This window comes from Rhizobium sp. CCGE531 (genome assembly GCF_003627795.1).
Classification (GTDB): Bacteria; Pseudomonadota; Alphaproteobacteria; order Rhizobiales; family Rhizobiaceae; genus Rhizobium.
On sequence record NZ_CP032684.1, the window covers coordinates 199,893 to 220,000 of the forward strand.

Consider the following 20,108-nt stretch of genomic DNA (forward strand, 5'->3'; position numbering starts at 1 on the left):
GATCGCGTCAGCGAGTTTTGTTTGTCTTCGCCTGCGGGTCTGGTAGAAATGCCCGGAACGGGAAAATTATCCCGCTTCTTGGTTAAGAACATCTGAACAAGGCATCGCCGCTCTCCATGACGACGAAGAAAAAACCGAAGGTCTACGTCACGCGCAAACTGCCGGATGCGGTGGAGACGCGGATGCGCGAACTCTTCGATGCCGAACTCAATATCGACGATCGCCCGCGCAGCAAAGACGAGCTGATCCAGGCCGTCCGGTCGGTCGATGTGCTAGTGCCTACGGTCACCGACCGCATCGACGCGGAGGTGATCGAAGAGGCCGGCCCGCAGATGAAGCTGATCGCCAGCTTCTCCAACGGCACGGATCATATCGATGTCGAAGCCGCGGCCCGTCGCGGCATCACCGTGACCAACACGCCGAATGTGCTGACCGAAGATACCGCCGACATGACCATGGCGCTTATCCTCGCCGTGCCCCGGCGGCTCGCTGAAGGTGCGCGCGTGCTGACCGACAATCCCGGCGAATGGGCCGGATGGTCGCCCACCTGGATGCTCGGCCGCCGCATCCACGGCAAGCGCATCGGCATCGTCGGCATGGGGCGGATCGGCACGGCCGTCGCCCGCCGCGCCAAGGCGTTCGGCCTTTCGATCCATTATCACAATCGCAAGCGGGTCAATCCGGCGACGGAGGACGAGCTGGAGGCAACCTATTGGGACAGCCTCGACCAGATGCTGGCCCGCGTCGATATCGTTTCGGTCAATTGCCCCTCGACACCGGCCACCTATCATCTGATCTCGGCACGCCGCCTGGCGCTGTTGCAGCCGACGAGCTACATCGTCAACACGGCGCGCGGCGATGTCATCGACGAGGCGGCGCTGATCAAGATCCTGCGCGAGGGCAAGATTGCCGGCGCGGGGCTCGACGTGTTCGAGAACGAACCATCAGTCAATCCGAAGCTGGTGAAGCTCGCCAATGAGGGCAAGGTGGTGATCCTGCCGCATATGAGTTCGGCCACGCTCGAGGGTCGCATCGACATGGGCGACAAGGTCATCATCAACATCCGCACCTTCATCGATGGCCATCGCCCGCCCAATCGCGTGCTGCCGTTTCGGTAAGCGAAGCGCTCTGATTCGCCTGATGGAGCGAGGCGGATATACCCGGCGTCAAATTTGATCTTTCTTCCCTTCGGTCGGTCATGTGCTTGTCACAAAGCCGGCCCAGAGGTGACGGCAAATACAAACAGGAAGGGCGGAAACGATGGCGCGGGCACTGCCGCATGAGCGGATTCAATATGTGGTCGAGGGTGGCTTCAAGCTGTCGGGCGAGATCGAACCGAGCGGCAACAAGAATGCCGCATTGCCGATCATCGCCGCCTCGCTTTTGACCGATCAACGCGTCCAACTCAGCAATGTGCCGCGCATTCGCGATGTCGAGGCGCTGGTGGAGCTGATCCAGTCTGTTGGCGCTGAGGTGCGCTGGCTCGGTCGCAACGAGTTGGAAATCGAGGCGCGTGAGCTTCGCCCCGCCAATCTCGATCCAGATCTCTGCGCCCGCATTCGCGCCTCCATCCTGCTTGCCGGCCCGATGCTGGCGCGCTGTGGCGAGCTCACCTTGCCGCCGCCCGGCGGCGACGTCATCGGCCGCCGGCGCGTCGATACGCATTTCCTGGCGCTGGAACAGCTCGGCACCAAGATCGAGGTCAACAGCGTCTACAGCTTCCGCACGGAAGGGCTGCGCGGCGCCGATGTCTTCCTGGACGAGCCGTCCGTGACGGCCACGGAAAATGCGCTTTGCGCCGCGGTTGTCGCCGAGGGCACCACCATCCTGCGCAATTGCGCCTCCGAGCCGCATGTGCAGGATCTGGCGCGCTTTCTCACCGCCATGGGTGCTCGCATCGAAGGGATCGGCACCAATATGATGACCATCCACGGTGGCCATCCGCTCGGCGCTGTCACGCACCGGATCGGCCCGGATCATAATGAGGTGGGGTCGCTGATCGGCCTTGCCGCCGTCACCGGTTCGGAAATCACCATCCGCAACGCCGGCGTCGAACATTTGCGCTCTACCCTGATGACCTTCGAGCGTCTCGGCATCCGCTGCCGTATCGAAGGCGACGATCTGGTCATTCCCTCCGGTCAGGAGATGAAGATCCAGCCCGATTTCGGCGGTCATATTCCGAAGATCGAGGATCAGCCCTGGCCGGCCTTCCCGGCCGATACCATGTCGATCGCCATCGTCACCGCCTCGCAATGCGACGGCGTCGTGCTGATGTTCGAAAAAATGTTCGAAAGCCGCATGTTCTTCGTCGACAAGCTGATCGCCATGGGCGCCCGCATCGTGCTGTGCGATCCGCATCGCGCCATCGTCGCCGGCCCCTCCAAGCTGCGCGCCGCCCAGCTCGAGAGCCCCGATATCCGCGCCGGCATGGCCATGCTGATCGCGGCGATGTGCGCCGAGGGTACGAGCGTCATCAACAATGCCCAGCAGATCGAGCGCGGTTACGAGCGCATCGAGGAGCGCCTGAATGCCATGGGCGCCCGCATTACCCGCATCCCGCCACGCGAGAGCTGATTTTTCGAGGACGGACGGGCGGCGGCGGCCACCTCGCCCTTCGAGGCTTCGCTCCTCAGGATGAGGTGGAGCAGGCTCGGTTTTCGATAGGGCTCGCTGCTCTTTAGCGGCGGAACGAGAAGGTAGCCCTCATGGTGAGGTGGCGCGTAAGCGCCCTCGAACCACGAGGGCGGATCGCAAACGCTGATCGAAGCCCGTCACTCCGCAGCAATCCGCGCCTTCTTGCGCTTGTACCGGATGGTCTCGAACCTTGCCGCTAAGCCGTCATAGAGCAGCAGGCGGCCGATCAGCGGCTCGCCGATGCCTGTCATGAGCTTGATCGCCTCCATCGCCATCAGCGTGCCGATGACGCCGGTCAAGGCGCCTATAATGCCCGCTTCCGCGCAACTCGGGATCAGGCCTTCCGGCGGCGGGGCGGGGAACAGATCGCGATAGCGCGGATTGGGGTTGCCGTCCGTATCGCTTTCGTAAGGCTTCAATGTCGTCACGGACCCGTCGAACCGGCCGACGGCGCCGGTCACGAGCGGCAGGCGCGCTGCCTCGCTCGCATCGGCAGCCGCATAGCGCGTGTCGAAATTGTCGGAACCGTCGATGACGAGATCGAAGCCGGCCAGGTGCCGCGCGGCGGTATCGGGACTGAAGCGCTCCTCGAAACGGATGACGCGCACATGCGGGTTCAGCCGCGCGATGGCGTCGGCCGCGCTTTGCGTCTTCATCTCGCCGATCGTCCCCGTATCGTGAATCACCTGCCGCTGCAGGTTGGACAGCGAAACGCGATCGTCATCGGCAATGCCGAGCGTGCCGACACCGGCGGCGGCGAGATATTGCAGCACCGGCGCGCCAAGGCCGCCGGCACCGATGACAAGCACGCGCGCAGCCTTCAATTTTTGCTGGCCAGCGCCGCCGACCTCCGGCAGGAGGATATGGCGGTGATAGCGGGCGATTTCGTCTGAGGTCAAAGGATCCATGCGTGCGAGTCTACCACAATCGCGGCGAAGGAGGCGCTAGGGCCGGATGATTTTAGGTCTATTCGACCTAAAATCATCCGGCTCTACAATCAAATAAGTAGAGCATGATGTCGTCCGAAAACCGCTCACACTTTTCGGCATCATGCTCTAGGATTTCGTAATGCCGCCATGCGCGACGGTAAAGAATTGCGCGCGCTCGGCAAGTGCGGAGAACATTGCCTTGTCCGTGCCGGTCATGAAAGCCTGGCCGCCGAGGCCGTCGATGAGGTCGAAGAGTGCCGCGCGCCGTCCTTCATCGAGATGCGCGGCGATCTCGTCCAGCAGCAGGATGGGCGCATAGCCCGTGAGGTTGCCGACCAGGCGCGCATGGGCAAGGATAAGGCCGACAAGGAGCGCCTTCTGCTCGCCCGTCGAGCAGCGCTCCGCCTCCATGTCCTTTTCGCGGTGCCGCACCAGGAGGTCGGCCCGATGCGGCCCGTCCAGTGTGCGGCCGGCGGCCGCGTCGCGGTAACGCCCTTCGCGCAGCATATCGGCATAGGCATCTTCCAGATCGACGGCCGGCCGGTCGAACTGTCCGTCGAGGAAACCGGAAAGATCGAGTGCTGCCGAGGGGAAAGGCGTCGTCTCGCGCGTTTCGGCGATCAGCCGTGAAAGAAGGCCGAGCATTTCCTGGCGCGCGATTGCCATGGCGATGCCGAGGCTCGCCATCTGTTCCTCGATGCCGGCAAGCCAGGACGGATCGAACCGGCCTTCGGATAGCAGCTTGTTGCGGCTGCGCATGGCGCGCTCGAAATCGCTGGCGCGGCGGCCATGGGCGGGATCGAGCGAAAGCACCAGCCGGTCGAGGAAACGGCGGCGCTCGGAGGAGCCGCCGGTAAACAGGCCGTCCATGGCGGGCGTCAGCCAGAGAACGCGCAAATGATCGGTCAACTCGTCGACCGTTTTGGCCGGCGTGCCGTTGATTCTGAGCCGGCGTGCGGCTGATTCGTCGGTCGCATCGATGCCGGTGCCGATTTCGACGGCACCCTCGATGCCTTCGAGCTCGGCGAAGATCGAAAATCCGCCCGGCGCGTTGACCCGGGTGACATCGGCATAGGCGGCGCGGCGCAGGCCACGGCCGGGCGACAGCAGCGACACCGCCTCCATGAGGTTGGTCTTGCCCGCGCCATTGTCGCCCGTCAGCACCACATGCCGCGCGTCAAGCGTCAGCGCCGCCGCCGGATAATTGCGGAAGTCGGAGAGCTTCAGGCGCGAGATGAAAACCTTGTTCGGCATCGGTCTTTCGGATTCATAGTCGATGGCCGAGGCGTATGCCGAACCCCGCCCAAGTGCAAGGTTTTTGCCGTCGGCAATGGATGCAAGGTGGATCGGGGCGAGTTGAGAGGCCACCCTCGTCCTTCGACAGGCTCAGGATGAGGATGGTGAACTGCAGTCTTGCCGTGGAATGTGATGCTGCAGGCCGGATGAGAGGATCAGCCCTCATGGTGAGGAGACCTATCGGGCCGTCTCGAACCACAAGGGCGGGTGATTCGCCCGCAAAACAAAAAAATCCGGCCGAATCATCGGCCGGATTCATGTGAAACACTTTGTTGCGCCGCTCAGTCGCTGAACGTATCGAAGAAATCCTTCATGCGGGCGAAGAAGCCCGTCGATTCGGGATTGTTGTCCTTCGAAGAGATCTGCTCGAATTCCTGTAGGAGTTCGCGCTGGCGCTTGGTCAGCTTCTGCGGCGTCTCGATCTGGATCTGGATATAGAGATCGCCGACCTGGCTGGAGCGCAGCACCGGCATGCCCTTGCCCTTCAGGCGGAACTGCTTGCCGACCTGCGTCCCCTCCGGAACGGTGACGCGCGACTTGGTGCCGTCGAGCGTCGCGACATCGAAGGTGCCGCCGAGCGCCGCCGTCGTCATCGAGATCGGCACCGCGCAATAGAGATCGGCGCCATCGCGCTGGAAGAATTCATGCGGCTTGACGGACAGGAAGATGTAGAGATCGCCCGCTGGTCCGCCACGCGTACCGGCTTCGCCTTCGCCCTGCAGGCGAATGCGCGTGCCGTCTTCGATGCCCGAGGGAATATTGACGGAGAGCGAACGCTCCTCCGTCACGCGGCCCTGGCCATGACACTTGCTGCAGGGATCGGGAATGATCTGGCCGCGGCCATGGCAGGTCGGGCAGGTACGCTCGACGGAGAAGAAGCCCTGGGCGGCACGGACACGCCCGGAACCCTGGCAGGTGCCGCAGGTCTTCGGCTGCGTGCCGGGCTTGGCGCCCGAGCCGGAACAGACATCGCAGGTGATCGACGTGGGGACCCGGATCTGCGCCGTTTTGCCGCTGAAAGCTTCCTCGAGCGAGATTTCCATATTGTAGCGAAGATCGGCGCCGCGCTCGCGACCACCGGAAGAGCGAGCGCGGGCGCGGCCACCACCCATCATCTCGCCGAAAATATCTTCGAAAATATCGGAGAAGCCGCCACCGCCGCCGAAGCCGCCGCCAAAACCACCGCCGCCGCCCATGCCGCCATGCTCGAAGGCCGCATGGCCATAGCGATCATAGGCCGCGCGTTTTTGCGGATCCTTGAGCGTTTCGTAGGCTTCGTTGATTTCCTTGAACTTCCGCTCAGCGCTGCTGTCGTCCGGGTTCTTGTCCGGATGAAATTGCATTGCCAGCTTGCGAAAGGCGCTTTTCAGCTCTTTCTCGTCCGCTGTTTTTGAGACGCCCAATGTCTCGTAATAATCCGCTTTTGCCATTAAGGACTAGACCCCGGAAATGGATTTCCGGCTGCCCCGAAGGCAGCCGGATTTAAGTCTCCTCAAGAACCTTTCGGTTCGTGCTTATGCAGACCGCTTGCGGTCGTCTTCGTCCTTGATTTCCTCGTAGTCGGCATCGACGACGTCGTCCTTGCCGGCTGCGGAGGCATCGGCCGAAGGAGCTTCCGCCTGCTGGGCCTCATAGATTGCCTGGCCGAGCTTCATGGAAACTTCCATGAGCGTCTGGGTCTTGGCCTTGATGTCTTCGGCGTCCGGCTCGGAAGCTTCGGTCGCCGTCTTCAGTGCCGCGATCGCGTCGGAGATCGCGGTGCGATCGGCTTCGCTGACCTTGTCGCCGTAATCCTTCAGCGACTTCTCGCTGGAGTGGATCAGGCTTTCAGCCTGGTTCTTGGCTTCGACGCCTTCGCGGCGCTTCTTGTCGTCGGCAGCATGCGCTTCGGCGTCCTTGACCATCTTCTCGATGTCGGCGTCGGAAAGACCGCCGGAAGCCTGGATGCGGATCTGCTGTTCCTTGCCGGTACCCTTGTCCTTGGCCGAAACCTGGACGATGCCGTTGGCGTCGATGTCGAAGGTGACTTCGATCTGCGGCACGCCGCGCGGTGCCGGTGGCAGGCCGACGAGGTCGAACTGGCCGAGCAGCTTGTTGTCGGCAGCCATTTCGCGCTCGCCCTGAGAGACGCGGATGGTCACGGCGGACTGGTTGTCATCGGCGGTCGAGAAGGTCTGCGACTTCTTCGTCGGGATCGTCGTGTTACGCTCGATCAGGCGGGTAAAGACGCCGCCCAGCGTTTCGATGCCGAGGGACAGCGGGGTCACGTCGAGCAGCAGGACGTCCTTGACGTCGCCCTGCAGGACGCCGGCCTGGATGGCGGCGCCGAGTGCGACGACTTCATCCGGGTTGACACCCTTGTGCGGCTCCTTGCCGAACAGCTGCTTGACGACTTCCTGGACCTTCGGCATGCGGCTCATGCCGCCGACGAGAACGACTTCGTCGATTTCAGCGGCGGTGACGCCCGCATCCTTGAGGGCGGCCTTGCAAGGCGCGATGGTGCGCTGAACGAGATCGTCGACCAGGCTTTCCAGCTTGGCGCGGGTCAGCTTCAGCGTCAGGTGCTTCGGACCGGTGGCGTCCGCCGTGATGAAGGGCAGGTTGATTTCGGTCTGCTGCGCAGAGGAAAGTTCGATCTTCGCCTTTTCGGCAGCTTCCTTCAGGCGCTGCAGAGCGAGCTTGTCGCCCTTGAGGTCGATGCCGTTGTCCTTCTTGAACTCGGCAACGAGATATTCGACGAGACGCATGTCGAAGTCTTCACCGCCGAGGAAGGTGTCGCCGTTGGTCGACTTCACTTCGAAGACGCCGTCGCCGATTTCCAGGATGGAGATATCGAAGGTACCGCCGCCAAGGTCGTAAACGGCGATGGTCTTGCCGTCCTTCTTGTCGAGGCCATAGGCAAGTGCCGCAGCCGTCGGCTCGTTGATGATGCGCAGGACCTCGAGACCGGCGATCTTGCCGGCATCCTTGGTCGCCTGGCGCTGCGCGTCGTTGAAGTATGCGGGAACGGTGATGACGGCCTTTTCGACCTTTTCGCCGAGATAGGATTCGGCGGTTTCCTTCATCTTCTGAAGGATCATTGCGGAAACTTGTGCGGGCGAATAGCCCTTGCCCTGCGCTTCTACCCAGGCATCGCCATTATCGCCCTTGACGATCGTGAAAGGAACAAGGTGCTTGTCCTTCTCGACGGTCGGATCTTCGTAGCGGCGGCCGATCAGGCGCTTGACAGCGAAGAGGGTATTGGTGGGGTTGGTGACAGCCTGGCGCTTGGCCGGCTGGCCGACGAGACGTTCGCCGTCGTCGGTGAAGGCAACCATGGAGGGGGTGGTGCGGGCGCCTTCGGCATTTTCGATCACTTTCGCGTCCTTGCCGTCCATGACGGCGACGCAGGAATTTGTGGTTCCAAGGTCGATACCAATTACTTTTGCCATGTCATTCTCTCCTTGAAGCAAGCTGTCGGAACCCCTGTCAGGCATTCCATTGACAGCCCCTTACGGGATGGTCTTGAGGATTGCGCAGCCATGACTGCGGTGATGCCGCGTATATAAGTAGCGGTTTTACTGACTGCAAGGCAGGAAATTGCCCGAAATCCAGCAAAACAAATGGTTTGTCGCGCAAATTCCACCTAGCCCCATGTGCGCCGTGAGCCAGCGGATTTGACGCGACCGCGTATCAGAGCAGCCTTGCAGCGGCCATGCAAGCGTCTACTGCATAATTCCTTAAATCGGGATCGATTTAGGGATAAAATTATGCAGCGGATCTAAAGTGCTACAGCGACCTTAGAGCCGGATGATTTCAGGTCGAATCGACCTGAAATCTGAATCCGTCTCTAAATCAAAAAGTTGGAGCGGGATATCGCTCGAAAACCGCTCACACTTTTCGGCATCCCGCTCTTGCGCGCCATATATGACGCGCGGCGCTGTGGGTGAAAAATTGCGATTTTATCGGCCCAAGATGACGTCGAGCAGCGAGGAGCGATGTGACCGCGCCGTTGCGATCGGGGCGCCGCTGTCGCCGATATCCGCCGGCGGGATTTCGCCGCTGTCATAAGGGTTGGAACTGTAAGGATTGCTGTCGTCGGCGAGGTTCGCCGGCGGCAGGTCCTGCGGGTCTTCATTGGCCGCGGTCTGGTTGACGATCTGCGGCTGGATCGGCTGTTGCGACGGCCGTTGCTGCAAGGTCGGCTGCTGCACCGGCTGTCCGCCGTCGGCCACGCCCGAAATGATGTTGCCGATGGTCGTCGGCTGGTCGCCATTCGGCGCCTGCGCCATCGGCAGGCCATTGTCGATGATCACGCCGCCGCCGAAGATCGGCGCCGGCGTGATGCCCTTGTGGGCGGCGATCATGAATTCCTTCCACGCCTTGGCCGGCAGCCCGCCGCCGGTGACCTTGCGCATCGACTTGCCGTCGTCATTGCCGAACCAGACGCCTGTCGTCAGGTGGCTGGTGAAGCCGACGAACAGCGCGTCGCGGAAGGATTGCGTCGTTCCCGACTTGCCGGCCGCCTGCCATCCGGGAATGCGCGCCGACTTGGCCGTGCCGTAGGCGATGACGCCGGTCATCATGGCGTTCATGTTGGCAACGATATCGGGGTTCACCACCCGTTGCGGATTGTCGGTATTGGTCTGGTAGAGCACCTTGCCGGAGGCGGTCGTCACCTTGCTGATGACGTGCGGCGTCACCTTGAAGCCGCCGTTCATGAAGGTGGCATAGGCGGACGTGAGTTCCAGCAGCGACACTTCGGAGGTGCCGAGCGCGATCGAGGCATTGGCCTGCAGGTCCGATTCGATGCCGAGCCTATGGGCGACCTTGATGACCTGATCCGGCCCGACCTCGGCGACGAGTTCCGCGGCGACCGTGTTCAATGATTTCGCCACCGCGGTCGCAAGCGTCACGGGGCCGCTATAGCGCTGTTCGTAATTTTCGGGCGCCCAGTTGCCGATCTTCACCGGCATGTCATTGCGGATCGAATTGGGCGTCAGGCCCGCTTCCAGCGCTGCGGTATAGACAAAGGGCTTGAAGGCCGAGCCTGGCTGGCGCTTGGCCGTTACGGCGCGGTTGAACTGGCTTTGCGCATAATCCCGGCCGCCGACCAGCGCGCGGATCGCGCCCGTCGCGTCGACGGATACGAGCGATGCCTGCGAGGCATTCAGCTTCTTGCCGTCCTTTTCGAGCACATCGGCCAGCGCCTTCTCGGCTTTCGCCTCCAGCGACATGTCGAGCGTGGTGTCGACGATCAGGTCTTCCTTGATGTCGCCGCCGATCAGCTTCGGGAGCTGGTCCATGACCATGTCGGCAACGTAGTTCTCGGCACCTGTCCAATAGCTTTTCGACCGCGTCGGCGGCTGCGACATGGCGGTCTTGATGTCGGCCTCGGAGATGAAGCCCTGATCATGCATGGCCTGCAGCACCAGTTGCGCGCGGGCCTCGGCGGCTGCCGGATCGCGGGCGGGCGACAGCCGCGAGGGCGCCTTGACGAGACCGGCGAGCATGGCCGCCTCGCCGAGATTGACGTCGTGGGCCGATTTATTGAAGTAGCGCCGCGAGGCCGCTTCCACGCCATAGGCGTTGGAGCCGAAATAGACGCGGTTCAGGTACATCGTCAGGATCTGATCCTTGGTGTACTTGCGCTCCAGCCATAGCGCCAGCAGCACTTCCTGCACCTTGCGTTCCAGCGTGCGGTCCGGCGAAAGGAAGAGGTTCTTGGCGAGCTGTTGCGTCAGCGTCGAACCGCCCTGGACGGCGTGCCCGGTCAGGACGTTCGTCACGACCGCGCGGCCAAGGCCGATCGGGTCGAAGCCGAAGTGGGAGTAGAAGCGACGGTCCTCGATGGCGACGATCGCCTCCGGGATGTAGGGCGACATGTCGCTGAGCGCCAAGGCTTCGCCGCCCGTCGTTCCGCGATTGGCGAGCAGCGTGCCGTCGAGATCGTTGATCTTTACGTTCGGCGGCCGCTCGGGGATTGACCAGGTGCTGGCGCTCGGCATGCGCGAGCCGTAATAGACGACGAGGCCCGCAAGGCCGATGCCGGCCCAGAGACAAAGCACCAGACCCCAATAGACCGTCGCGCGGATGAAGCTGAAAAAGCCGCGTTGCGGACGCGCGCGCCGCGCGGGTTTGCGGCGGCTCCGGGTACGGCGAGGCCTTTGGACCACGGGCTCGTCCTCGTCGTCTTCTTCCTCGTCGGGTTCCGGCTCCTGGTAATATTTCTTGGCCGAGCGCCCGTTGCCAACGATGCGTTCGCCGGCGTTGAATCCGTCATCGATGCGTTCCCGGCCGCTGGAAAAGGATGGTTCTATCCTCTGGCGTGATTTCTTCTTATCTGCCATTGCCGGCCGGTTGTACCTCGGTGCCCAGTATTCCCCAGTGTTCCTATGTCTTCTATCAGGCTGATCGCAGCGGCGGTAGAAATCTTTGCGCCCGTTCGCCCGCGCTTTAAGCCGGCGCATCACCCCGAGAGCCGATATCGGCTGTCGAGGCGCCTACCCGCCATTTGTTCACGAACCCTCGTGAAGACATCAAGTCCCGCCTGAACTGTAAATGCGGCGATTTAAGGAGGGATTAAGAACAATTCCGGCCCGGGTCGCCGGGTCGCTCCGCCCCTCTGCCGGCGGGCCGCAGAGGGAACTTTTCGCCCCTTCGGACATTAACAAATGACAAGAACAAAGAGGGCGAGCACATGAGTTCATTGATCAAGATAGAGGAAGTTGACCGGAGCAGATTGCGGGAGGTCTGGAGTGTCCAGGATTTCGCCCGCCGCCACCGGCTTTGCCAGGAGGAGGAAGCCCGGCTGAAGAAGCTGTTTGGCGATTTCGCGACAAAGCAGGAGCTGCTCTCCAACGCGCAGAGGCCGCCTCGATTTCGTTGATAGGATTCGCTGAAGGGAATGGCAGGCCAGGCGCGATAGACATCGTAGGCCGCGACGACCGCAGGGTTGGCAGCGGAGGAGGCTGCGTCAATGTGGAAACGTTTCGAACTATGGTTGGTCGATCGGATCGACCGGATTTTCGGCTTGGAGAGGCTCGCCCGCCGCGCTGGGTTTTCCCCGGATGAGGCAAGGCGGATCGCCCGTGAGAAATAGATCGCATGCCATGCACCGATGGCCGTTCTCTCTGAAAAGCTTGAGAGGAAATTCATCGCATCCAGGTCATCCAGGCATGTCATGCGAGCCGTATTTGCCCGATCCAATAGGCTCGATATGTCGCGGGAAGCTCGAAATCTTTCATATTTTCGAAAGCTCTGATCGGGGTTATAGTACTGTCATGTGGCCGTCGTGGAAGACGGTTCCAAGCAATTGGTAGCGCGTGAGGAGGAGTATTCATGCGGCACGTCAAATGGAGCAATCCCATTGAAGTCGGTTTTGCTCATGGTAGTTTCCAGGTAGTGACCGGTCCTTCCGATGCATTGAATTGCATGGCCGACCTTTGGCCCGATCGGCGCGGTCCTTTGTATGTTGCAGCAAGAAGCCTTTGCCGGGCAGCCATCGACGGTCGCAAGTCCGCCGAAGAGGCGCGGGAAATGTTCATCTCGGCGACGCGTGAAGCGCACCTGAAGATGCACTGAAACCGGTCGGCATTTTCAAGCCGTTTGCTCGTTCGAGCCTTGCGAGCCGATAGAGGCGCGCCAAAAGATTCCGTTCAAGATATTTCCGTTTGAATGCCGCTTGTCCGAGCATCTATTCGGATGCGGGTCGTTCGTCGGCAAGTGCCGCTCCTCAACGGCTAAAGCAATTCCAGGAAAAGTGCGTAGCGGTTTTCCGTCCGGAATTGCGAGAAAACAAAGAGATAGAGCAATTCCAGGAAAAGTGCGTAGCGGTTTTCCGTCCGGAATTGCGAGAAAACAAAGAGATAGAGCGGCTCGGCGATTCCGTGAAAAGCTGAACCGTTCTGGCGCATCAAAAAGGCCAGCGATCTCTGAGATCGCTGGCCTTTGATTTTGTGGAATCCTCAACGCGCCGTCAGCGGTTTGAACCCCTTATGGACATGCGGCAATCCGGTTCCGAGGCCGGGCAGTCCTTATGATCCGGGCTATAGGGACCCGGCTGACGCGTATCCTGTCGCGGATTGTTCTGCGGCTGCGGCTGCGGCTGTGCCTGAGGTTGTGGCTGTGGCTGAGCCTGAGGCGGTTGCCGCTGGGGTTCCGGGCGAGGGCGGTTGTCCGGCCGGTTGTTGTCGCGCGGGCGATCCGGCTGGTTATTCCAGTCTTGATTATTGTCCGGCCGCCGCCGGCCCCAGTTACGATTGTCGTCGCGCTGCCCATCCCAGTTGCGATCCGGGCGCCGGTCCCAGTTGCCGTCCGAGTCATTATTCCAGTCGCGATTGCGGTCGGGGCGGCGATCCCAGTTACGGTCCTGCCCGTTATCCCAGTTCGATCCGCGATCCCAGCCGCTGTCGGGCCGGCGATCGACCCAGCCGGGGCCGCGCCGCCAACGGTCGCGGTCACGATAGAAGTCGCGGCCGCGATAATAGCGACCCCAGTAGTCATCGAAGTTGAAAACCACCGTCGGAATGCCGAGCGGCCGATAATATTGCGGGCCGACATAGATGCGGCGCGATTGATAAGTGGCCTGGATGTACCGGCCGGCGACCCATCCGCGACCGCCATAGAACGAGACATCGCACCAGGGCGTCTCGTTGAGGCAGCCGTTGATCTGCAGCGGCGCACCGACCCGGATCATCGCCACAGCCGGATAGGCGGTACTCGGACCTGACCGCATGTTGACGTTTGCGGTGGCAAAGCCCTCCGCGGCTTCCGCAATGGCCGGCAGCGCGATGAATGCGGCCAGCAAGCTTGCGGCAAGAACTTTGAACCTCATAAATACTCTCCCTTTGCACGCCGTCGTCGCGAAATCGGCAACCGATGCCTTTCCGCCTGTCGTGCGCCTACCCGGCACCATCCGGTAAGACTTTCCAATTTCGGCAAGATAAAGGCATTCGCATGCACGGAATCTGACAGGACTCCACGGCGCGTCTTCAATCTTTACATGTGTTTTAAGAATATTTGCATGAATGCAGCTTGAACGATGACTTGCGGACGCGGGAAAATCTGCGGGATATCATTTGAAATGACCGCCTGCCGTCAGGATCGCCATGCCATTGGTGGCGGCGACTCGGGAGACCGATGGAAGAAATTGAAACGGCAGCCTTGAAATTGCCACCTTGCCCACCGATATGCGCTTCAGTCATGCAGTCGACGGCGGCTGGCGCGCTTCAAAGCGAGCCTTTTTCGCCATTGAGATCGTGGAAGCGAAGTTAACCTTTCGCGATCAATCTGACTGCAGTTCCGCATTGCCTTTGACCACGGATGTACTGGCACTGGTGTGATAGCGGATGGCGAAAGGCCGGATTATTCCGGCCTTTTTGTTTTTTGGCGATGGCGTGCTCTTGCGGAAGCGAGGCGCGCCATTTTCAGTTTCAGCATCTCTCCGGCGCCAAAAGAAAAACCGCCGCATCCCCTGCGGCGGTTTTCCGATTCAAGCTTTTCCGTTGAAGCAAAGTGCCCGGCGGGCCGGGCGACCTTGTCAGTTCACCTTCTTCGCCGAAACCTTGACGACCTTGGCCGGAGCTGCGGCCAAGGTTGCCTTGCCTGCAGGCACGTAGCCGGCGCCGATCGCGACATTCAGCGAGATATAGTCGATAGCGCTCGTCTGAACGGCCTGTGCAAGGCTCTGTTGCGCGCTGGTCACGTTGCGCTGGGCGTCCAGAACGTCGAGCAGTGAAGACGCACCATCCTTATAGCTGGCGGTCGAGAGCTGCAGGGCTTCCTGGTAGGACTTGACCTGGGCGTGCAGGGCCGCAACCGTCTGAGCGTCGCGGGTGACGGCAGACAGGGCGTTTTCAACATCTTGGATCGCGCCCCTCACCGTCTGCTGCCAGACGATATACTGTTCGCGGCTCGAGGATTCCGCGCTCTTGACGCCGGCGCGCAGGGTACCGCCGTCGAAGATCGGCAGGTTCAGCGCCGGGCCGAACGACCAGCTGGTGAGGCTGCCGCTCGTGGACGAGCTGTGGATATAGGACGGCGAGATCGCGCCGCTGAGCGTGATCGACGGGAAGAGCTTGGCTTCCGCCACGCCGATCTGGGCTGTAGCAGCGGCTAGATTACGCTCTGCGGCGCGAATGTCCGGACGGTTGCGGATGAGATCGGCGGGAACGCCGGTGCGGACGCTGCCACGGAATACCGGCTGGCTACCGCCGCCCTGCATCTGGGCGATGATCGTGGACGAGGGCACGTTGAGTAGCGTTGCGATGTGATGCACCGCCTGGCGGTAACTGATCTCAAAGCCAGGAATAGTCGAGAGCGTCGAGTTGACGAGGCCTTCGGCTTGGACGACATCGAGGCGGGATGCGGCACCGGCTTCAAGCTGGAACTTGGTCAGCGAAAGCGTGTCGCGCCGGGACTTCAGGTTTTCCCGGGCGATCGAGACGAGCGCCTGGTAGTAGCGGGCGTTGACATAGCTGTTGGCCAGATCCTGCAGATAGGTCAGGCGTGCAGTATCGACGCTGGAATAGGCGGCATCGAGCGAGGCGTTGGCGCTTTCCGTTGCGCGGCGATACTGACCCCAAAGGTCGAGCAGCCACGAAACCGAGGCTGTGCCGCTGCTGCTGTTTCGCGTTTCGGTCTGCGTGCGCAGCGAGCCCTTCTGGCCGCTGGTCGTATGGTCACCGCTGACCGTCAGGCTCGGCAGTCCGCCAGCACCTGCGGTCACGACTGCAGCTTCAGCCTGATTGATGCGCTCCAGCGATTGCTGGATGTTAAGGTTCTGGGAAAGTCCTTGTGCGGCGAAGGCATTCAGCTTGGAGTCGCTGAAAGCGGTCCACCATTGCGAACCGGCGACATCGCCGTTGACCTTCGTACCGCCCTCCGAGAATTTGGCCGGCAGAGGCATTTCCGGTGGCTTATGGTCTGGGCCGCTGACGCAACCTGCCAGAATAAGCAGCAGGGCGGGGGCGGCAGTACGAATGGAAACCATCACATTGTCCCACAATTCAATTTACATGATCAGTGTCTTTTAACGGAGCCAACATGACTCCATGTACCGGCGCTCCAGTCTTACGCAATACAAACAATGACCCGAAGCGGTCGGCGTCAATCTAGCAACGAGTTTTGCAATAGCACAGAGGCTTTTACGAATTCTCGGCAGCGAACATATGTAGGATCGGGCGAAATATCAGCTTATTGGTAAAATAAATCTGAAGTGTTGCAAAAAACATACCCTCGCATCCCCAACCTGAGGATGTGAAGGGCGCAAAACTCCGCCGGCGCCACAACTTCCGGGAAGCTGTTCGGCGCATCGATTCCGCTGAACGACCGTTCAGACTGTCTGAGGGAAATAGCGCGCGAGGCTTGCGCGAACCCGATCACGCGGCGTTGCATCGCGATCGTCGGGCACGAAAGGCGTGCCAGTTATCGCTTCGTAGGCGCGGATATAGACCTTGGACGTCTGGTCGACGAGCTCACCCGGAATCTCCGGAATCTCATCCTTGTAGGGGTCGCAGCGCTCGGTGACCCAGGCACGTACGAAGTCCTTGTCGAAGCTTTCCGGGCGCGCTCCCTTCTCGAAGCGCTCCTGGTAGCTGTCGGCCAACCAGTAGCGGCTGCTGTCGGGCGTATGGATTTCATCGGCGAGGATGATGGTCCCGTTTTCGTCGGTCCCGAATTCATATTTGGTATCGGCGAGGATCAGCCCGCGCTTGCGAGCGATCTCCTGCCCACGCGCGAAGAGGGCCAAGGCGTAATCCGACAGCGTCTGCCATTGCGCGTTCGTGAGCAGTCCTTGTTCGATGATCTGGGCCGGCGTCAGCGGTTCGTCATGGCCGCCATCGAATTCCTTGCTCGTCGGCGTGATGATCGGCTCCGGCAGGATCTGGTTGTCGCGCATGCCGTCCGGCAGCGTGATCCCGTACATCTCCCGCTGCCCCTTCTTATAGAGCGTCAGGATGGAGGTGCCGGTGGTGCCGGCGAGATAGCCGCGGACGACGACTTCGACGGGGAGAATATTCAGCCGCTTGCCGACGACGACATTCGGGTCCGGATAGTCGATCACATGGTTCGGGCAGATATCGCGTGTCTGTTCGAACCAGTAGCGCGCCGTTTGCGTCAGGACCTGGCCCTTATAGGGAATGCAGGTGAGGATGCGATCGAAGGCGCTCAGCCGATCGGTGCTGATGATGATGCGGCTGCCATCGGGCAGATCGTAATTCTCGCGCACCTTGCCGCGATAGTAGCTGGGCAATTCCGGAAAATAGGCTTCGGAGAGAATTCGCAACGTATCCACCAACAGGCTCGTGCATCCGCCCGACGGATGCTTCTTGGGCGGATCCTTAGCGCATTGCAGCCGGAATCGGAACGGTTTTCCCATATATAATATGTAGTCCGCTGCCGGTCGCATGGTCGCGGCGGCGAAAAGCGGTCAGTTCGGCCGGCGCCAACAGCCGTTTTCGCTTCGCTCGAGGATCGGCGTCGAAAAGACGCCGATGATACGCTCGCTCCATTGCTTGCCGTCCATATCGACACGATCGCGCCAGCGTTCGGATTGCAGCATGGCCGCGCCGATCACGACAGGCTCGATGCCGCAGGAGGTCAGGAGAGAAAGCCCGGAAACGATCGAGGCGCCGCTGGAGATCACATCGTCGACAAGCGCCACGCGCTTTCCTTCCAGCAGCGGCAACATCCGCGGGTCCATATAAAGACGCTTTTCCTGGTTTGGCGTGGTGATCGAGGAGAGCGCAATCGACAATTCCTCGCGATACCAGAATTTGCGCGAGGTGCCGAGCGGCACATAGCGCGTAAGGCCGAGCGCACGCGCCACCGCGGCTGCCAGCGTCAGGCCGAGCGTGGGCAATCCAGCGACGACATCGACATCATGAGCCGCGATCCGCGCGGCCAGCGCTTCCGCCAGCGTCTCCAGCACCGCGAAGCTCGCCTGATTGACGATCAGCGATGCGAGTGCATGGTCGCCGTCGGCAAGCACGCGGATCGGCAGGCGCAATTGCCGTCCGTCCGGCAGTTCGGCCACGTGGAAATCCGGCCGCTCCTCCATCGGGTCGAAGGTGCCGGGCGCATGCAGCTCCTGCCAGAAGTCATGGGGTTGCATCGCACGCAGCCTTCTATCTGTTGACCTTCATTCCGGCGCGCCGATGCAGTCCAAGGATTTCGGCCTCGGTCAAGGCCCGCACGCCGCCCTTCGGCAGATCGCCAAGCGCAATATCGCCAAAGGCGATGCGCACCAGCCGCAGGCATTCGATGCCGAGAGCCTCCAGCATGCGCCGGATCTGGCGGTTGCGGCCCTCCTTGAGCTCCACTTCGATCCAGCCGTTCCGGTCGCCGCTGCGCAGCAGGCGGGCGGAGCTCGCGGTCAAAAGCTCGCCATCGTCGATGATGCCGCGCTCCATGCGCGCAAGCTGCTCCTGGTCCATGATGCGGTCGACCTGCACGTGATAGGTCTTGCCGACATGGCTGACCGGATCGAGAAGTGTCTGGGCGAGCACCGTATCATTGGTAAAGAGCAGCAGCCCCTCGCTCGCCTTGTCCAGCCGCCCGACCGGGGCGAGATGGCGGGCATCGATCTCCTTGAGGCAATCATAGACCGTCGGCCGCCCCTCGGGGTCATCGCGGGTGGTCACCAGCCCGCGCGGCTTGTTCAGCATGAAATAGAGCTTCTTTTCCGCTGATATCTCTGTGCCGTCGACCGCGAATGTCGAATGTTCCAGATCGACCCAGGTGGCGGGATCCGAGATCTTCCGGCCATCCACGCTCACGCGGCCGGCGGCAATCAGCGCCTCCGCCTGGGTGCGGGAGCAGTAGCCGAGCTTGGAAAGCGCTCGCGGCAAGGTCACGCGCTTGCCTTCGGGCTCCTGGGCGCGCTTCGCCGCCCTGCCGGATCTTTGCGGTGATTGCCGCTGGCTCACCCGTCTGCCTCACGATCTTCATTGCTGTGGCCGCGCGCCGCGCCCGGAACGACATCCTTTCGCATGCCGGCGGCGGGGACGCAAATCGCATTGCCGAAGGGCAACCAAGGCCAAAAGCAGACAGGGCTCGCATTCGTGGATGCGAGCCCTGTCGCTGACCGGAGCGGGCGATGGGGTCGGGTAGGCGGCAAGGCTGCCGCCGTTCGCTTCGGAGGGATCGCGCTTGCCCCAAAAACCTGCACTGTTTCTTTTGCTGGGATTTTTCAAAAGACGGGAAATTTGTTACAGTTTGTAACGCCGACCGTTTCCCTGTTGCCAAAACGACCTCTCGCCCCGCATGGAAGGGCCATGGTTTTCGCATCGCTTCTTCTGGTCGAGGACGACCGCGAGATTAGGGCGCTCCTGGAGGAGTTCCTGAGCCGCGAGGGTTTCTCCGTGCAGGCGGCCGACAGCGCCGCCGCCATGGACCGTATGCTGTCCAAGGGTTTTCCCGATCTGATCATCCTCGACCTGATGCTGCCCGGCGAAGACGGCCTGTCGGCATGCCGGCGCATCCGCGCCCGCAGCAAGGTGCCGATCCTCATGCTGACGGCGAAGACGGAAGATATCGATCGCATCCTTGGCCTCGAAATGGGCGCTGACGACTATCTCGGCAAACCTTTCAATCCGCGCGAGCTTCTGGCGCGCATTCGCGCCATCCTTCGGCGATCCGGGCCGGAACGGCCGGAAGACGCCAGCATTCCATCACGCCGCAAGTGCTTCGCCGGCCTGACCGTCGATCTCGACGGCCGCGTTATCGAGATGGAAGGCGAACGCGTCGTGCACCTGACGACGGCGGAGTTCGATCTGCTCGTCTGCTTTCTCGAACGGCCACGGCGCGTCCTGTCGCGCGAGCAATTGCTGGACTGGACACGCGGCCGCGGCGCCGATCCCTTCGATCGCACCATCGACGTCACGGTCTCCCGCCTGCGCACCAAGCTCGGGCATTGCCTGCCCGATGGCGCCCATATCATCACCACCGTGCGCAATGCCGGCTATCTCCTCACCACGGACGTCAAGGATGTCTGAGCCATGCTGAAACTCGGTCTCGTCGCCCGCATCATCATGATCGTCGCCGTGGCATTGTTCGTCATACAGCTCGCGGCTTTCGCCGCCGCCCAGCTGAAGCCGGATACGCCCTTCAATCCGGAGCTGTCGCCGGCCATGCAGGTCAAGACGGCGATCCGTCTTCTCGATGCCGTTCCGCCCGAGGCGCAGCCGATCGCCGTGCGGGCGCTGAATGCCAATGGCCTGGCGATCCGGCTCGCCGATGCGCCGGTGCCCGGTAAGAAGAACGAGA

17 protein-coding genes (1 of these 17 only partly in view) are annotated in these 20,108 nt (G+C 61.6%); 6 read left to right on the plus strand and 11 right to left on the minus strand.

Annotation, left to right across the window (positions count from 1 at the left end; all coding sequences use genetic code 11):
• Positions 1-116: 116 nt before the first annotated feature.
• Both CCGE531_RS00975 and murA read left to right on the plus strand, forming a co-directional pair.
• The gene (locus CCGE531_RS00975; protein WP_120662514.1) at positions 117-1,118 is read left to right on the plus strand and encodes a D-glycerate dehydrogenase; all 1,002 of its coding nucleotides are present in this window, start codon (positions 117-119) and stop codon (positions 1,116-1,118) included.
• A 142-nt stretch (positions 1,119-1,260) separates the two neighbouring features.
• Entirely contained in the window at positions 1,261-2,574 is a 1,314-nt protein-coding gene (murA, locus tag CCGE531_RS00980) for a UDP-N-acetylglucosamine 1-carboxyvinyltransferase (protein ID WP_120662515.1), read from the plus strand.
• A gap of 197 nt (positions 2,575-2,771) precedes the next feature.
• On the opposite strand, the gene CCGE531_RS00985 is transcribed toward murA, so the two are convergent.
• The 5 genes from CCGE531_RS00985 to CCGE531_RS01005 form a co-directional block, all read right to left on the minus strand.
• Positions 2,772-3,542, minus strand: coding sequence for a molybdopterin-synthase adenylyltransferase MoeB (locus tag CCGE531_RS00985; RefSeq protein ID WP_120662516.1), 771 nt, complete (start codon positions 3,540-3,542; stop codon positions 2,772-2,774).
• Positions 3,543-3,689: 147 nt separating this feature from the next.
• A complete protein-coding gene (recF, locus tag CCGE531_RS00990) occupies positions 3,690-4,817 on the minus strand; it encodes a DNA replication/repair protein RecF (RefSeq protein WP_120666348.1) in 1,128 nt (375 codons plus the stop codon).
• 323 nt (positions 4,818-5,140) lie between these two features.
• Positions 5,141-6,289, minus strand: coding sequence for a molecular chaperone DnaJ (gene dnaJ / locus CCGE531_RS00995; protein ID WP_120662517.1), 1,149 nt, complete (start codon positions 6,287-6,289; stop codon positions 5,141-5,143).
• Positions 6,290-6,373: 84 nt separating this feature from the next.
• Positions 6,374-8,290: a molecular chaperone DnaK gene (gene dnaK, locus CCGE531_RS01000; RefSeq protein WP_120662518.1), complete on the minus strand. Its 1,917-nt coding sequence runs from the start codon at positions 8,288-8,290 to the stop codon at positions 6,374-6,376.
• Positions 8,291-8,800: 510 nt separating this feature from the next.
• Positions 8,801-11,188, minus strand: a complete 2,388-nt coding sequence (locus tag CCGE531_RS01005; RefSeq protein WP_120662519.1) for a transglycosylase domain-containing protein — start codon at positions 11,186-11,188, stop codon at positions 8,801-8,803.
• A 350-nt stretch (positions 11,189-11,538) separates the two neighbouring features.
• On the opposite strand from CCGE531_RS01005, the gene CCGE531_RS01010 reads away from it, so the two are divergent.
• Both CCGE531_RS01010 and CCGE531_RS01015 read left to right on the plus strand, forming a co-directional pair.
• Positions 11,539-11,727: a hypothetical protein gene (locus tag CCGE531_RS01010; RefSeq protein ID WP_120662520.1), complete on the plus strand. Its 189-nt coding sequence runs from the start codon at positions 11,539-11,541 to the stop codon at positions 11,725-11,727.
• Between the two features lie 452 nt (positions 11,728-12,179).
• Positions 12,180-12,422, plus strand: coding sequence for a DUF982 domain-containing protein (locus tag CCGE531_RS01015; protein WP_120662521.1), 243 nt, complete (start codon positions 12,180-12,182; stop codon positions 12,420-12,422).
• Between the two features lie 158 nt (positions 12,423-12,580).
• Here CCGE531_RS01015 and CCGE531_RS01020 read toward each other — a convergent pair whose 3' ends face one another.
• From CCGE531_RS01020 to CCGE531_RS01050, 6 genes are all read right to left on the minus strand, one after another.
• Positions 12,581-12,754: a hypothetical protein gene (locus CCGE531_RS01020; RefSeq protein ID WP_162943826.1), complete on the minus strand. Its 174-nt coding sequence runs from the start codon at positions 12,752-12,754 to the stop codon at positions 12,581-12,583.
• A 62-nt stretch (positions 12,755-12,816) separates the two neighbouring features.
• Positions 12,817-13,674 (minus strand): SH3 domain-containing protein, encoded by an 858-nt coding sequence (locus CCGE531_RS01025; protein WP_120662522.1) that lies wholly within the window; start codon positions 13,672-13,674, stop codon positions 12,817-12,819.
• 705 nt (positions 13,675-14,379) lie between these two features.
• The gene (locus CCGE531_RS01035) at positions 14,380-15,831 is read right to left on the minus strand and encodes an efflux transporter outer membrane subunit (protein WP_120662524.1); all 1,452 of its coding nucleotides are present in this window, start codon (positions 15,829-15,831) and stop codon (positions 14,380-14,382) included.
• A 342-nt stretch (positions 15,832-16,173) separates the two neighbouring features.
• Positions 16,174-17,127: a phosphoribosylaminoimidazolesuccinocarboxamide synthase gene (locus tag CCGE531_RS01040; protein WP_120666352.1), complete on the minus strand. Its 954-nt coding sequence runs from the start codon at positions 17,125-17,127 to the stop codon at positions 16,174-16,176.
• Between the two features lie 144 nt (positions 17,128-17,271).
• On the minus strand, positions 17,272-17,955 hold the full coding sequence (locus tag CCGE531_RS01045) for a phosphoribosyltransferase (protein ID WP_120662525.1): 684 nt from the start codon (positions 17,953-17,955) through the stop codon (positions 17,272-17,274).
• Positions 17,956-17,968: 13 nt separating this feature from the next.
• Positions 17,969-18,769 carry a pseudouridine synthase gene (locus CCGE531_RS01050; RefSeq protein ID WP_120662526.1) on the minus strand — a complete coding sequence of 267 codons (801 nt, stop codon included), beginning with the start codon at positions 18,767-18,769 and terminating at the stop codon, positions 17,969-17,971.
• A 348-nt stretch (positions 18,770-19,117) separates the two neighbouring features.
• On the opposite strand from CCGE531_RS01050, the gene CCGE531_RS01055 reads away from it, so the two are divergent.
• Together CCGE531_RS01055 and CCGE531_RS01060 are read left to right on the plus strand one after the other, a co-directional pair.
• A complete protein-coding gene (locus tag CCGE531_RS01055; RefSeq protein WP_120662527.1) occupies positions 19,118-19,837 on the plus strand; it encodes a response regulator in 720 nt (239 codons plus the stop codon).
• 3 nt (positions 19,838-19,840) lie between these two features.
• Positions 19,841-20,108, plus strand: the 5' portion of a protein-coding gene (locus tag CCGE531_RS01060) for an ATP-binding protein (RefSeq protein ID WP_120662528.1). 1,085 nt of this gene lie beyond the right edge of the window; the window shows 268 of its 1,353 coding nt (coding positions 1-268); its start codon is at positions 19,841-19,843; the stop codon falls past the right edge of the window.

Excerpts from the sequence above, each read along its gene's own strand:
- recF (WP_120666348.1), bottom strand. The coding sequence starts at position 4,817 with ATGCCGAACAAGGTTTTCATCTCGCGCCTGAAGCTCTCCGACTTCCGC.
- murA (WP_120662515.1), top strand. The coding sequence starts at position 1,261 with ATGGCGCGGGCACTGCCGCATGAGCGGATTCAATATGTGGTCGAGGGT.
- CCGE531_RS01055 (WP_120662527.1), top strand. The coding sequence starts at position 19,118 with ATGGTTTTCGCATCGCTTCTTCTGGTCGAGGACGACCGCGAGATTAGG.
- dnaK (WP_120662518.1), bottom strand. The coding sequence starts at position 8,290 with ATGGCAAAAGTAATTGGTATCGACCTTGGAACCACAAATTCCTGCGTC.
- CCGE531_RS01020 (WP_162943826.1), bottom strand. The coding sequence starts at position 12,754 with ATGCGCCAGAACGGTTCAGCTTTTCACGGAATCGCCGAGCCGCTCTAT.
- CCGE531_RS00975 (WP_120662514.1), top strand. The coding sequence starts at position 117 with ATGACGACGAAGAAAAAACCGAAGGTCTACGTCACGCGCAAACTGCCG.
- dnaJ (WP_120662517.1), bottom strand. The coding sequence starts at position 6,289 with ATGGCAAAAGCGGATTATTACGAGACATTGGGCGTCTCAAAAACAGCG.
- CCGE531_RS01005 (WP_120662519.1), bottom strand. The coding sequence starts at position 11,188 with ATGGCAGATAAGAAGAAATCACGCCAGAGGATAGAACCATCCTTTTCC.
- CCGE531_RS00985 (WP_120662516.1), bottom strand. The coding sequence starts at position 3,542 with ATGGATCCTTTGACCTCAGACGAAATCGCCCGCTATCACCGCCATATC.
- CCGE531_RS01035 (WP_120662524.1), bottom strand. The coding sequence starts at position 15,831 with ATGGTTTCCATTCGTACTGCCGCCCCCGCCCTGCTGCTTATTCTGGCA.
- CCGE531_RS01010 (WP_120662520.1), top strand. The coding sequence starts at position 11,539 with ATGAGTTCATTGATCAAGATAGAGGAAGTTGACCGGAGCAGATTGCGG.
- CCGE531_RS01045 (WP_120662525.1), bottom strand. The coding sequence starts at position 17,955 with ATGCAACCCCATGACTTCTGGCAGGAGCTGCATGCGCCCGGCACCTTC.
- CCGE531_RS01015 (WP_120662521.1), top strand. The coding sequence starts at position 12,180 with ATGCGGCACGTCAAATGGAGCAATCCCATTGAAGTCGGTTTTGCTCAT.
- CCGE531_RS01025 (WP_120662522.1), bottom strand. The coding sequence starts at position 13,674 with ATGAGGTTCAAAGTTCTTGCCGCAAGCTTGCTGGCCGCATTCATCGCG.